Below are 13,669 nucleotides of genomic sequence, written 5' to 3' on the forward strand. Positions count from 1 at the left end.
TGTGCAGAGGAATAGAATGCGGCGGATTTTTTGGCCTGAAAACAGCGAAAGGAGGAATGTCGTGTCGCAAGATAACAACTATAGTCAGGGGCCCGTCCCGCAGTCAGCGCGGAAAGGGGTATTGGCATTGACGTTCGTCATGCTGGGATTAACCTTCTTTTCCGCCAGTATGTGGACCGGAGGCGCTCTCGGAACCGGTCTTAGTTATCATGATTTCTTCCTCGCAGTACTCCTCGGTAATCTTCTCCTCGGTATTTACACTTCTATTCTTGGCTACATCGGCGCTAAAACCGGCCTAACCACACATCTTCTTGCTCGATTCTCTTTTGGCGTTAAAGGCTCATGGCTACCATCGCTGTTGCTGGGAGGAACTCAGGTCGGCTGGTTTGGTGTGGGCGTTGCGATGTTCGCTATTCCGGTTGGGAAGGCGACAGGGCTCGATATTAATTTGCTAATCGCAGTTTCAGGGCTGTTGATGACGGTGACCGTTTTCTTTGGCATTTCAGCACTGACGGTGCTTTCGGTGATTGCGGTTCCTGCCATTGCTTGCCTTGGCGGTTACTCGGTTTGGCTTGCGGTACACGGAATGGGCGGCTTAGATGCGTTGAAAGCGGTGGTACCTGCGGAGCCTTTGGATTTCAACGTCGCGTTGGCATTAGTGGTGGGGTCTTTTGTTAGTGCTGGAACGTTAACCGCTGACTTTGTCCGTTTTGGACGTAACGCCAAGCTGGCGGTGTTAGTTTCGATGGTGGCGTTTTTCCTCGGCAACTCTTTGATGTTTATCTTTGGTGCTGCCGGTGCCGCGGCGTTGGGCATGGCGGATATTTCTGACGTGATGATTGCCCAAGGCCTGCTGCTGCCTGCTATCGTGGTGCTGGGGCTGAATATTTGGACGACTAACGACAATGCGCTGTATGCGTCAGGTTTAGGTTTTGCCAACATTACCGGCATGTCGAGCAAAACGCTGTCGATTATAAACGGTATTATCGGCACTCTCTGTGCCCTGTGGCTATATAACAATTTTGTTGGCTGGCTGACCTTCCTCTCTGCCGCCATTCCTCCCGTCGGGGGCGTGATTATCGCTGACTACTTGATGAATCGTCGCCGCTATGAGCACTTTGCTACCGCGCGTATGATGAGCGTCAACTGGGTCGCTATTCTGGCCGTAGCATTGGGGATTGCGGCTGGCCATTGGCTACCAGGCGTAGTGCCGGTGAATGCGGTACTCGGCGGCGCTCTGAGCTATCTGGTACTTAACCCGATTCTGAATCGTAAAACTGCAACAACAGCAGTATCAACAATAACAAACGCGGAGGCTAACGGTGTCGAATAACTTACTTCAGGCGGTCATTAATGCTCGGTTACCGGGCAAAGAAGGTCTTTGGCAGATTCGTTTGCACGATGGAAAAATAAGTGCCATCGAAGCGCAATCTGGCGTATTACCGGTTTCGCCAAATAATCTGGACGCTGAACAAGGGCTCGTTTTACCGCCATTTGTTGAACCGCATATTCATCTGGATACGACCCAAACCGCTGGGCAGCCAAGCTGGAACCAGTCGGGAACCCTGTTTGAAGGTATTGAGCGCTGGGCCGAACGCAAAGCCCTCTTAACTCATGACGATGTGAAACAACGCGCATGGCAAACGCTAAAATGGCAAATCGCCAACGGTATTCAGCATGTGCGCACCCACGTTGACGTTTCCGATGCCACATTAACGGCGCTTAAAGCGATGCTCGAAGTGAAGCAGGAAGTTGCTCCGTGGGTCGATCTGCAAATCGTCGCGTTTCCGCAGGAAGGGATTATGTCTTATCCTAACGGCGAAGCTCTGCTGGAAGAGGCGTTACGTTTGGGTGCTGATGTCGTTGGTGCCATTCCGCACTTTGAATTCACGCGTGAATACGGTGTGGAATCTCTGCATAAAACCTTTGCCTTGGCGAAAAAGTATGATCGTTTGATTGATGTTCACTGTGACGAAATCGATGACGAACAATCTCGCTTTGTGGAAACCGTTGCCGCGCTGGCGCACCGTGAAGATATGGGGGCGCGAGTTACGGCAAGCCATACTACGGCGATGCACTCTTATAACGGCGCCTATACCTCACGTTTGTTCCGTTTGTTGAAAATGTCAGGTATTAATTTTGTGGCAAACCCACTGGTGAATATTCATCTGCAGGGGCGCTTCGATACTTATCCAAAACGCCGTGGCGTTACGCGCGTGAAAGAGATGTTGGAATCAGGCATTAACGTCTGTTTTGGCCATGATGATGTATTTGATCCATGGTATCCACTTGGCACAGCAAATATGCTGCAGGTGTTGCATATGGGCCTACACGTGTGCCAGCTGATGGGTTACGGTCAGATTAATGACGGTATCAATTTGATCACTCACCATAGCGCCAAAACCTTGGCTCTGAAGGACTACGGGGTCGAAGTGGGAAACAGCGCCAATCTCATTGTATTGCCTGCTGATAGTGGTTTTGACGCCGTACGTCGTCAGGTTCCCGTGCGCTATTCCGTACGTAACGCTGCGGTGATTGCTTGCACTCAGCCCGCGAAAACGACGTTGCACTTGGAACAGTCGGAAACCGTGGATTTCAAGCGTTAACCACAGTATTTGGGCAATAAAAAAACCGGCCATTTTACTGGCCGGTTTTTTTTCAGGATAAGCCTGAATTATTTAGTGCTGTGGCCATGTAGGCGGTGACGTGTCACGAAGCCCAGCAGTAAACACATCACGAATACCACCAGATACAGACCATTGGCCGTTGCCAGCGCTGCATGAGCACCGCTTTTTGCAACGATTGGGCCGGTAACGATGAAGGTCAGCATAGTACCGATAGTGCCGCAGGTCAGAATGAAGTTCACCAGTTTTGGTGAAGACACTTTGGTTTGCAGCGAGCCCAGAGTAATCAGCGTGGTATAAATTGCGCTGCTCACGAAGCCAAGACCCAGAATGTACATGCTCAGCATGCCAACTTGCTCAGTGGTGACGAACAGATACATCATCACGGTAGAAAGCGCCGCTAGAACGGTCACGATGCGTTGTAGATCGAAGAAACGCAGGATGAAGCTGAAGATCCACATGCCGACCATATAAGCAGTCCAGAAGTTGCTCACTAGCGCGCCCGCTTCTTCGATGCTCATATTAAAGTGTTTGCTGGCATATTCTGGCACCCACTGGATAAAGCCCAATTGGCCAAGGATGTAGCACAGCGCTGCAATCGACAAGAATAGTACGCCAATGCCCCACTTCTCTTTAGCGACAGGCTCGCTTTGATCGTCTTTTTTCTTGCCCAAAACAGGGAAGTCAGACATCAGCGTCAACACGAAAATCGCCAGATATAACACGCCGATGCAGGCATAAACCCAGTACCAAGTAACATGGTTAGCCAGTAAGGTTGCGGCCACAATTGGGAACACCATCCCCGCCATACTAAAGAAGGAGTCGGTGAACAGCAGGCGTGAGCCGCGCTGACGGCCTTCATAGATATGGGTGATGAGGAAGGTACCGATAGACATCGTAATCCCGCTCACCACGCCCAGTACAAACATGCACAGCGAGAACATCACCAAACTGTGTCCGACCATCAAGCCAGCAACGGCTAAGATCATCAACACGAAACCGAAAATCAGCTGGCGCTTGAGAGGAATGATTTCCATCAACCATGCATTGAGGAAAATAGAGACCAAAATACCAGCATTAAGGAATGTAAAAGTGTTACTCATGCTGGAAATCGGCAGATTGAAATATTCTGCGATATTGCCCATCACCATCCCGGTGACAATCACCAATGCACCGGTAAGTGCATAGGAGAAGAAACTGATCCATGTTAGGCGAATGCGGTTGCTGTTGGTCATAGCAAGGCCCGTGTCAGTAGTATTGAGGAAATAGGAAAGTATTTACGAGGGGTCGAAACAAGAATAATCGATCCCACAAGGCGGCGAATCCTAGCATAGTTACAGGCTATTTTTGTGATGAAAGTCGATTTTTTGCTGTAACTTTATGAATGAGTTTCTTACAAAGGCGATCTGGGTAGAAATTATTGGTCTTATTCGCTCATAAACTGTCTTTTCGAGCAATCACCGAACCACGATCAATGATCGTTGGTATAAAGACTTCTGGTGCGCATTTGGGATCGATCAGACGTTCGGTGGCATGCCGTGCCATATCAGTTATTGGGAAATGAAGGCTGGTTAGCGCTGGGCGTACGAAGGCTGCACGTTCACCGCTGTCGTAACAGATGAGCGAAATGTCATTGGGGATATTGAGTCGATGCTCGGTGATAGCGAGCAATGCGCCGATCGCCATCTCTTCATTGCAGCAATAAATCGCTGTTGGGCGACGACTTTGCAGCAGCTTATCGGCCATTTGGTAACCGCTTTGCATATCGTAATCACCTTCCAAACAGGCAACGGGTAGCAATCCTGCTGCTTGCATCGCATCTAAAAATCCTTGGCGGCGCAGTTGACTGGACGGTCGGGCGGAGGAACCGCTGATGCAGGCGATTTTGGTGTGCCCAAGTTCGATGAGTCTGTTAGTTGCCATTTGGCTGGCGCGATTATGGTCGAAAGCGATACAGCGATCTTCGAGGCCAGGAACGAGGCGATCCAGAATTGTAAATGCTTTTCCCTGCTGTGCTAGCTGGCGCAGTTGCTCGTCGCTGAGTGCTCTGACATGCAGAATCAACCCGTCGCAGCGTAAATTATATAGACGTTGGATTGCCTGCCATTCATTTTCGGCGCTGTTTTTCCCCTGAGTCACCAGGAGCTGTTTGCGATGGCTTTCGGCTTCACTTTGTACATTGTCCATCAGTGCGCCGAAAAAACCTCCGCGATAGGACGTGGTGACTAAACCTAATGTTTGGCTTTGGCTGGAGGCTAATGCTCTGGCGGCGGGGTGAGGGCTATAGCCTAGCTCGGCAATCGCCATTTCAACCATGAGACGCGTCTTTTCCCTGACGTTACTGTCGCCATTAACGACGCGTGAAACCGTGGCGCGAGATACACCAGCGCGGGCGGCAACGTCTTCAAGAGTGGTCATGGTTAATTTCCTTATGTACCCGTCATACTTTAAGTTGCATTTTTGTTGACTGCGTTCACTCACCCAAATCACAGACTAGAGTAAGTTTATCGGGGAGCTCTCACTGGCCGCCTTAATGCAACTCGAACCATTTAGGGTATAGCCGTTTTCAGTCCAACATTGCTGGCCGCTCTAGCACGTCGGCGAGCTAGGTTTATACCCCAGCAACGCTGCTGGGGTTTGCTTGCCCATCAACTAAATTGTGGCAGATATTCTTTGTTAACCGCCAGCACTTCATCTAATAAAGGTGACGCGAGTGCGGCATCGCCAATGAGTGGGTTAGTGACTAGTGCCAGAAGCGCAGATTTTCTGTCGCCGTGTACTGCGGCTTCAATGGTTAAGCGCTCAAATGATTTCACTTCTTGAGTGAGTCCAACCATTGAGACGGGAAGAGAACCAAAGGCCAACGGATGAGCACCTTGAGCATCCACAATACAGTCAGTTTCAATCACAGCATCATCAGGAAGATCGCGGATCGCCCCGCGGTTTGGTGTGTTAACGACCAGACGGGTGCCAAGATTGTTGTGGATGGCGCAGATCAGTTCCAGTGCGACCTCTGAATAGAAAGAGCCTCCGCGGAAGCTGAGCTGCTCTGGCTTGTGATCTAAATGCGGATCGGCATACAGCTCAAACAGTTCTTTCTCGACTTTCATCACCTGTTCAGCGCGGGTTCCACCTTCGCTGGCTTCAGCCATTTCATCCTTCAACATTGAGCGTGTTTGATAGAAATAACGATGGTAAGGGCAAGGGATCGCCCCCAGTGCGCGCAGGAATTCCGGCGGCCAAGGTTCTTCTTTTATGTTGTTCATGGTTAGTGCCGCGCCATCGCACAACATGTCGATCACTCGCTGTGTTTGGTCTTGTCCGTCTGCGGTGACCTGATGTACCCACACCATATGATTCAATCCAGCAAAGCGTAGTTGGACGTCTTGATAAGGGCGCTGTAACATTTTTGCGATCATATGGTGCATGGTGACCGGCACGTTGCACAGGCCGATGATTTTGGCTTTGGTGTAGCGCGAAACGGCTTCGGTGACTATTCCTGCCGGATTGGTAAAGTTGATAATCCACGCATCGGGCGCTAACTGCTCAACTTTACGAGCGATATTCAACATCACGGGGATAGTGCGCAGCGCTTTGGCAAAGCCACCAACACCGGTGGTTTCCTGCCCAATCAAACCAAATTTCAAACCGAGGCGTTCATCGGCGGCACGAGCGGGAAGCTGCCCCACACGCAGTTGAGTTAATACAAAACTTGCGCCGCGGATGGCATCGTCAGGCGAAAAATGTACGGTGACTTTTACGTGCTCAAGACCATTGCGTGCCAGCATCCGGCGGGTCAAATCGGCAATGATATCCACTTTGTGATGGCCAGCTTCTACGTCTACTAAGGCAAGTTCAGACAGCGGGATGTGTTCTGAACGCTGAATGATGCCTTCCACCAGTTCTGGGGTGTAACTGCTACCGCCGCCAATAATGGCAATTTTTATCGGGATCATGCGAGACTCTCCTCTTGAACCTGCATAACAGACTCTGCGGGCAGTCGGCGATACAGTTCGATCATATCTCCCGCCAGATCCTGAATGACCATGGCATTCATCAGATGATCCTGTGCGTGCACGGTAATCAGATTAATTTGTAATTTTCCACAGCCCTCATCCATGCCAATCAGCGTCGTCTGGATGCCGTGTGCTTCACGCGTAGCCGCTCTGGACTCATCCATCATTTCTTGAGCACCCACAAAATCTCCGGCTCTGGCGCGTTGAAGTGCCATCAATGCACTGCTACGAGCGCTGCCTGAATGAACCAACAGCTCCATAATCGTTTGTTCAAAATCCATAATTCCTCCGATACATCTTTCAAATCGGTTTAAGGTTGCGGCTGAGTTTCAGCGGCAGCGGCCATTTCTTGGGCTTGCTCATTTTCTTGAGCGAGTAGCTGTTTTTCATAGACTTTAAAGAACGGGTACCAAATCAGGATATCGATAACCATCAGCACTAAGACCAGAATCAGCGCTTTGTAATCCCAAGCGGCGGAGATCATCGCGCCGAGCGGCGCGGGAGCTGTCCATGGGGCTATTGCCACCATTTTTTGTACGAGATCTAAATGCAGCGCTACATAGGCCAAAATAGCGTTGACCATAGGAACGACGATCAATGGGATAAACAGCGTCGGGTTCATTACCACAGGAGAGCCAAACAGCAACGGTTCGTTAATATTGAAGATGGCCGGCACTACGCTAAGTTTGCCGATGGTTCGCAGATGAATAGAACGGCTGCGTAGGTAAAGGATTGCGAGAACTAAGGTAGAGCCGGAACCGCCAATACAGACATAAAATGACCAATAAGGTGCGGTGAGTATTTGAGTTGTTTCCATTCCGTGGGTCATTAACGCAGCGTTGGCGGCAATATTGGCCATAAAAATCGGGTTAAGCAGGCCGGTAACAATGTTGTCGCCATGAATTCCTGCAAACCACAGCAGGTTGGCAATCAGCAGTGCTAGCAAGATGGCAGGAAGCGTGTCACCGACGGCGATTAGCGGCTGGAAAACTTGCATCACGGCGGCGGGCAGCAGCAAGTTGAATTCGCTCTGCATAAACAAGCTAACCGGATAGACCGTGAGCAAAATACCGACGACCGGATAGAGTAGCTCAAAGGAGCGGGCTATCGCCGGTGGAACCTGTTCCGGCATACGAATCGTGATGTTGTATTTTTTCAGTAAGCGGATCAGTTCAACGGACCAGATCGCACAAATGAGAGCGGTGAAAACCCCTTGGCCACCGAGGTAGTCGAGCGCCATTTTGTTTTCAAGCTGAGGAGCCGCTGCCAGCAGGAATGCCATTAGCGCTAACAGTGCCGCGGTGAGACCGTCAATCCCATAAGATTTTGCCAGACTATATGCAGTGCCTACCGTAACAAACACGCTCATTAGCCCCATCGTCATGAAGAAAGGCATGGTGATAGTGTCCCAGTGCGCTTTGGCGAAGGAGAGCCATGCTTGTCCAAACGAAGAGGTGGTTTGTGCATCAAACGGCGGGTTGGCGATAATCAACATGATACTGCCGATAATCAGGAAGGGCATGGCTGAAATAAAGCCGTCGCGGATAGCGATGATGTGCCGCTGACTACCGATTTTCCCCGCGAGAGGGGCGATGTGGCTTTCAACCACGCGCATCAATGAAGCATAGAAACTCATAGCAGTGACTCCACAAGGTGAAGATAACGCTGACAGGGGGAATAAGACCCAAATAAGAAATCGTTATGCGATTAGCGCCAGCGCCTTATCGAGCACTTTGTCGCCGCGCAGCATGCCGTAGTCCATCATATCGATGACGGCAACGGGCTTGCCAAAAGGCTGGGCGATAGCGCTAAAGCGCGCCAGTTCATACTTCACCTGTGGGCCAAGCAGTACGACATCGGCATCTTGGATACGCTGTTCGAACTCAGCGGCGGGAACGGCTTGAATATCAACTTCAATGGCGCGTTTGGTTGCTTCGGTATTCATTCGTTGAACGAGCATGCTGGTGGACATTCCAGCTGCACAGCACAGTAAGATTTTTTTCATCACCCGCCTCACAAATCAGATTAATTAAAGAGAGTTATTTGTTGTAATTGTTAAATGAGAGCGCTCTCATTTGCATTTAAGACTAGCAACTTTCCTCAAACGGTTTGGGAGATGGTTCGCAAAAATTAACGATGGAATAAACTAGCCAAGATGGAACTGTGATCGTAATCCCAAATATTTACGGAGGTTAGCGCTGAAAGTCGGCTTTTTATCGGACTTATCCCATCGTTAAGTAAATGTGAGTAAATGGGTAGCTAATAGGGCTAGGCCTAATTAGAATTGTGAGGTTATTTTGTTGTTCACCTGCTTTGAAAAAGCCCGTTGAGAAAGGATGTGTCATGTTCAAAAGAGTATTAGTCACCCTAGCCGCGCTATTTTCGCTGACGGTATTGGCTCCGGCCGCTCTGGCTGCCAATAGCCATGTTTTACTGTCTACGACTGCTGGCAATATTGAGATTGAGTTAGATAGTCAAAAAGCGCCGGTGTCGGTGAAGAACTTCCTCGACTATGTGAACAGCGGGTATTACAACAACACGATTTTCCACCGTGTGATCCCTGGCTTTATGGTGCAGGGCGGCGGTTTCACTGCCGATATGCAGCAAAAAACCACGAATGCGCCAATTAAGAACGAAGCTGATAATGGTTTACGTAATCTGCGTGGCACCATTGCGATGGCGCGTACCGCAGAAAAAGACAGCGCGACTAGCCAGTTCTTTATTAACGTTGCGGATAACGCTTTCTTGGATCACGGCCAACGCGATTTTGGTTACGCGGTATTTGGTAAAGTGACGAAGGGAATGGATATTGTGGATAAAATCGCTCAGGTGCGCACTGAGAATGTCGGTCCATACCAGAATGTACCTTCAAAGCCGATTGTCATTACTTCGGTGAAAGTTCTGCCATAGTTTCTAAAACTCTCGCGGACGGCTAACGCCGTTCGTTTAAGAGATCGAGATACACTGGTCTACCACACCGCGGGGCGCTCAGGCGGCTTACGCCGCTACGACCCCATCGGTGTGCTCCCCCTAAAATCGAACTTAAGTGAACGATGTTACGCCGACGATGGTTTAGCGCCGTAAAAAGTTCTGTAGTAGCTCATGTCCCTGTTCACTCAAAATACTCTCTGGATGAAACTGCACGCCCTCAACGTCTAGGGTGCGATGGCGTACGCCCATAATTTCATCTTGTTCGCCGTTGTTTTCGCTCCATGCGGTAATTTCCAGACAGTCAGGCAGCGTTTCTTTTTCCAGAATCAAGGAATGATAGCGGGTCACCGTGAGTGGATTATTGAGACCATGGAACACACCACTGTTGGTATGGCGAATCGCACAGGTTTTACCATGCATGACCTGACGAGCACGAACAACCTTGGCTCCAAATACCTGCCCCAATGCCTGATGCCCTAAGCAGACACCGAGCAGAGGTATCTTGCCTGCAAAATGTTGTATCGCAGCTAAAGAGATACCGGCTTCATCGGGTGTACAGGGCCCTGGCGATACCACCAGATGTGAAGGCGCTAGGGATTCAATGAGATCAAGCGTTAGCTCATCATTGCGGCGCACCACAACGTCTGCCTTGAGCTCACAAAAATATTGATAGAGGTTATAGGTAAAAGAGTCGTAATTATCGATCAATAACAGCATCAGGGGTTCGCTTTGCGCAGTAAAAACATTAGATGCCCCGATGATAAATCATGCGGGGCACAAGTAAGAGGGGCACCATTAAGAATGGTTATAGCGCTATTTGCGTCCACCCATAATCGAACCTAAAACACCGCGTAGAATTTGGCGTCCTAGTGAACTACCGACCTGACGAGCCATGCTTTTAGCTGCGGTTTGCACCACACCATCTTTTTTACCCCCGCGTGGGCCGGTAGTGCCGAACAAAATTTCATTCAGACTTCCCATCAATCCGCCGCCTTCTTGTGCGCTGGCTTCTGGTTTTTTCACGTCGTCGGCGCTGGCTTTTTCATCACCGCTATCGACAGTGCTAAAGCCTTGTTGAGTAATTTTTTCATAAGCGGACTCGCGATCGATGGCTTCATCGTAGCGGCCATAAAGTGGAGAGTGATTGATCGCATGATTTAGCTCATCGGCGGTTAATGGCCCCATGCGAGATTCCGGAGCGATGACCATCGCTCGTTCAACGATGGTTGGACGCCCACCTTCATCCAAAAAAGACACCAGCGCTTCACCCACACCGAGCTCGGTGATGGCCACTTCGGTGCTGAATTCAGGGTTGGCGCGCAGGGTTTGAGCGGCTGCTTTAACCGCTTTTTGGTCACGAGGTGTGAAAGCACGCAACGCGTGCTGCACGCGGTTACCCAACTGACCCAGTACATTATCGGGAATATCCAGAGGATTTTGGGTGACGAAGTAAATCCCTACGCCTTTGGAGCGAATCAAACGAACGACTTGTTCAATTTTGTCGAGCAGCGCCGCAGGCGCGTCGTTAAACAGCAGATGAGCTTCATCGAAGAAGAACACCAGTTTTGGCTGAGCAACGTCACCCACTTCTGGAAGCTGTTCAAATAATTCGGCGAGCAGCCACAGGAGAAACACGGAATAGAGTTTAGGCTGATTAATTAACTTATCGGCGGCGAGGAGATTGATAACGCCCATACCATTGGCGTCGCAACGCATCAGATCGTTAATATCCAGCATCGGCTCGCCAAAGAAATGGTTAGCGCCCTGCTGGTCTAGCGTGAGCAAACCGCGCTGAATAGCGCCAATGGACGCAGTAGAAATGTTGCCGTACTCAGTGGTGAACTGTTTGGCATTATCCCCCACGAATTGCACCACGGCGCGGAGATCTTTCATGTCGAGCAGCAGCAGATTGTTGTCATCGGCAATCTTGAACACCAGCTGTAGCACACCGGACTGTACGTCGTTGAGATCGAGTAGGCGGGAAAGCAGCAGTGGCCCAAGGTCTGATACTGTTGCGCGAATAGGATGACCTTTCTCGGCAAAAATATCCCAAGGAACCACCGGACAGGCCTGCGGTGACCAGTCGGCTACCTGCAAGGCATCTAATCTTTTCTGTAACTTTTCTGAAAGCGTTCCTGCCGCTGCGATACCGGATAAATCACCCTTTACGTCGGCTAAAAAGACGGGAACGCCAATGCGAGAAAACTGCTCCGCCATTTTTTGCAGCGTCACGGTTTTACCCGTGCCTGTTGCACCGGTAATCAGCCCATGGCGGTTTGCCAGAGCGGGAAGGAGATGCAGCGTGACTTTTTGATTCTTGGCAATGGTAAGCGGAGCGCTCATGGTCAGTCCTTAAATAAAGAGGCGGAATGTAACTTCCAAGTTCAAAGTATAAGCACGCTGTATCTTAGTCTCAACTTTAGCGTCGTTGCCAAACGTGGGATTCGGAGAAAACCCAAGAGAAAATACGGTTGCCATTTTTTGATTTATTATGCATATTTTATGATTATATTTTCACTCATTGTGAGTGGGATTTTCTGGCAATGTAAAAAGGATGGTTGCGTAATGGCGAAGCAGCAGGCAGTCGCAAGAGACACATTTGAAAAAGTAATGTTGCCTATCTATGCACCGGCAGATTTTGTTCCTGTGCGCGGAAAGGGAAGCCGAGTGTGGGATCAACAGGGGCGAGAGTATGTGGATTTTGCGGGTGGTATTGCTGTAACGGCGCTAGGGCATTGTCATCCGGCATTGGTGGCAGCTTTACATGAGCAGGGCGAAAAGCTGTGGCATGTTAGCAATGTTTTCACCAACGAACCCGCGCTGCGTTTGGCACAGAAGCTGATTGATGCCACTTTTGCGGAGCGTGTTTTCTTTGCCAACTCCGGTGCGGAAGCCAACGAAGCGGCGTTTAAATTGGCGCGTTACTACGCATCGAGCAAAATCAGCCCATACAAATCCAAGATTATTGCGTTCCACCACGCGTTTCATGGCCGCACGTTGTTTACCGTTTCTGTCGGCGGGCAGCCTAAATATTCTGACGGTTTTGGCCCGAAACCTGCGGATATTGTTCATGTACCTTTCAACGATCTCGACGCGGTGAAAGCCGTTATCGACGATCATACCTGTGCCGTTGTTTTAGAACCGGTTCAGGGCGAAGGTGGGGTAATGCCTGCGACTGAAAGCTTCCTTAAAGGTGTGCGCGAGCTGTGCGATCGCCATCAGGCGCTGTTGGTATTTGACGAAGTGCAAAGTGGAATGGGGCGTACCGGCAAGCTGTTTACTTATATGCATTATGGCGTGACGCCGGATATTCTGACTACCGCTAAAGCTTTGGGCGGCGGTTTTCCGATTAGCGCCATGCTGACGACGAATGAAATTGCCAGCGCGATGCATGTGGGAACGCATGGTACCACCTACGGTGGTAACCCTTTGGCCTGCGCGGTAGCAGAGGCAGCGCTGGACGTGATTAATACTCCAGAGGTTATGGCTGGTATTGAAGAACGTCACTCGTTGTTTGTCGAGGCGCTGGCGAACTTGAATGCTAAGTACAATGTCTTTACGCAGGTACGTGGTATGGGGTTGTTACTGGGCGCTGAACTGAGCCCCGAATATCATGGCAAAGCACGCGATATTCTGCACGCCGCCGCCGCTGAAGGTCTCATGCTGCTGAATGCGGGCCCTGATATTTTGCGCTTTGCTCCATCACTCGTCGTGGAGTTTGCGGATATCCATGAAGGTATGATGCGATTAGAAAAAGCGATTGGGGCGGTGATCGCCAAAAAGTCGTAATGCTTGGCTGTACGGGAGCGGTGTAAGACATTTAACTCATGGGGTAATTGATTGTTTATTTGGCGTCTTTTACAGATTGAGACAAACGCTTTACCGCTGCCGTCATATCATTGCAGTTGGATTCATATCCATAGTTTGGAATGGATTTAAGGCCATCGATATATTTTTGTTGAGTTGCGCTGTTGTTGGATTGGATCGCCAATGTAGAGGTGGTGGCTAAATCAGCAATCATGTAGGAGTAGCAAAGGTTGGAACTTAACCCTTGCGAAAATGTGCCAATGAAATACGCGAGTGGCATGACTGAAATGA

13 protein-coding genes are annotated in these 13,669 nt (G+C 50.0%); 4 read left to right on the forward strand and 9 right to left on the reverse strand.

Features of this window, described 5'->3' with window-relative positions:
• The first annotated feature begins 61 nt into the window (after positions 1-61).
• Together codB and codA are read left to right on the forward strand one after the other, a co-directional pair.
• On the forward strand, positions 62-1,333 hold the full coding sequence (codB, locus tag HMPREF3091_RS03545; protein ID WP_035502751.1) for a cytosine permease: 1,272 nt from the start codon (positions 62-64) through the stop codon (positions 1,331-1,333).
• Positions 1,323-2,606 carry a cytosine/isoguanine deaminase gene (codA, locus tag HMPREF3091_RS03550; protein ID WP_070714284.1) on the forward strand — a complete coding sequence of 428 codons (1,284 nt, stop codon included), beginning with the start codon at positions 1,323-1,325 and terminating at the stop codon, positions 2,604-2,606. The genes codB and codA overlap by 11 nt, the downstream gene beginning before the upstream one ends.
• A 68-nt stretch (positions 2,607-2,674) precedes the next feature.
• On the opposite strand, the gene tsgA is transcribed toward codA, so the two are convergent.
• The 6 genes from tsgA to HMPREF3091_RS03580 all read right to left on the reverse strand — a co-directional run bounded on the left by tsgA (position 2,675) and on the right by HMPREF3091_RS03580 (position 8,645).
• A complete protein-coding gene (tsgA, locus tag HMPREF3091_RS03555) occupies positions 2,675-3,859 on the reverse strand; it encodes an MFS transporter TsgA (RefSeq protein ID WP_004090948.1) in 1,185 nt (394 codons plus the stop codon).
• A gap of 199 nt (positions 3,860-4,058) precedes the next feature.
• A complete protein-coding gene (locus tag HMPREF3091_RS03560; protein WP_256385876.1) occupies positions 4,059-5,057 on the reverse strand; it encodes a LacI family DNA-binding transcriptional regulator in 999 nt (332 codons plus the stop codon).
• A gap of 215 nt (positions 5,058-5,272) precedes the next feature.
• A complete protein-coding gene (locus HMPREF3091_RS03565) occupies positions 5,273-6,580 on the reverse strand; it encodes a 6-phospho-beta-glucosidase (RefSeq protein ID WP_070714287.1) in 1,308 nt (435 codons plus the stop codon).
• Complete coding sequence (locus HMPREF3091_RS03570) at positions 6,577-6,921, reverse strand: PTS lactose/cellobiose transporter subunit IIA (protein WP_070714289.1); 345 nt, start codon at positions 6,919-6,921, stop codon at positions 6,577-6,579. Before HMPREF3091_RS03570 ends, HMPREF3091_RS03565 begins: the two co-directional genes overlap by 4 nt.
• 29 nt (positions 6,922-6,950) lie before the next feature.
• The gene (locus HMPREF3091_RS03575; RefSeq protein WP_008815488.1) at positions 6,951-8,276 is read right to left on the reverse strand and encodes a PTS cellobiose transporter subunit IIC; all 1,326 of its coding nucleotides are present in this window, start codon (positions 8,274-8,276) and stop codon (positions 6,951-6,953) included.
• Between the two features lie 63 nt (positions 8,277-8,339).
• On the reverse strand, positions 8,340-8,645 hold the full coding sequence (locus HMPREF3091_RS03580) for a PTS sugar transporter subunit IIB (RefSeq protein WP_004090936.1): 306 nt from the start codon (positions 8,643-8,645) through the stop codon (positions 8,340-8,342).
• A 338-nt stretch (positions 8,646-8,983) separates the two neighbouring features.
• Between HMPREF3091_RS03580 and ppiA the strand changes: the two genes are divergently transcribed.
• Complete coding sequence (gene ppiA / locus HMPREF3091_RS03585) at positions 8,984-9,550, forward strand: peptidylprolyl isomerase A (RefSeq protein ID WP_004090935.1); 567 nt, start codon at positions 8,984-8,986, stop codon at positions 9,548-9,550.
• A 162-nt stretch (positions 9,551-9,712) separates the two neighbouring features.
• Here the strand turns inward: ppiA and HMPREF3091_RS03590 are convergent, their stop codons facing one another.
• Both HMPREF3091_RS03590 and HMPREF3091_RS03595 read right to left on the reverse strand, forming a co-directional pair.
• Entirely contained in the window at positions 9,713-10,288 is a 576-nt protein-coding gene (locus tag HMPREF3091_RS03590) for an aminodeoxychorismate synthase component II (RefSeq protein WP_070714292.1), read from the reverse strand.
• Positions 10,289-10,384: 96 nt separating this feature from the next.
• Positions 10,385-11,914, reverse strand: coding sequence for a helicase HerA-like C-terminal domain-containing protein (locus HMPREF3091_RS03595; protein ID WP_070714294.1), 1,530 nt, complete (start codon positions 11,912-11,914; stop codon positions 10,385-10,387).
• Between the two features lie 222 nt (positions 11,915-12,136).
• Between HMPREF3091_RS03595 and HMPREF3091_RS03600 the strand changes: the two genes are divergently transcribed.
• The gene (locus HMPREF3091_RS03600; RefSeq protein ID WP_070714296.1) at positions 12,137-13,360 is read left to right on the forward strand and encodes a bifunctional acetylornithine/succinyldiaminopimelate transaminase; all 1,224 of its coding nucleotides are present in this window, start codon (positions 12,137-12,139) and stop codon (positions 13,358-13,360) included.
• 55 nt (positions 13,361-13,415) lie between these two features.
• On the opposite strand, the gene HMPREF3091_RS22605 is transcribed toward HMPREF3091_RS03600, so the two are convergent.
• On the reverse strand, positions 13,416-13,592 hold the full coding sequence (locus tag HMPREF3091_RS22605) for a hypothetical protein (RefSeq protein ID WP_156518148.1): 177 nt from the start codon (positions 13,590-13,592) through the stop codon (positions 13,416-13,418).
• Positions 13,593-13,669 lie beyond the last annotated feature (77 nt).

This window comes from Hafnia sp. HMSC23F03 (genome assembly GCF_001816025.1).
GTDB lineage: Bacteria > Pseudomonadota > Gammaproteobacteria > Enterobacterales > Enterobacteriaceae > Hafnia > Hafnia paralvei.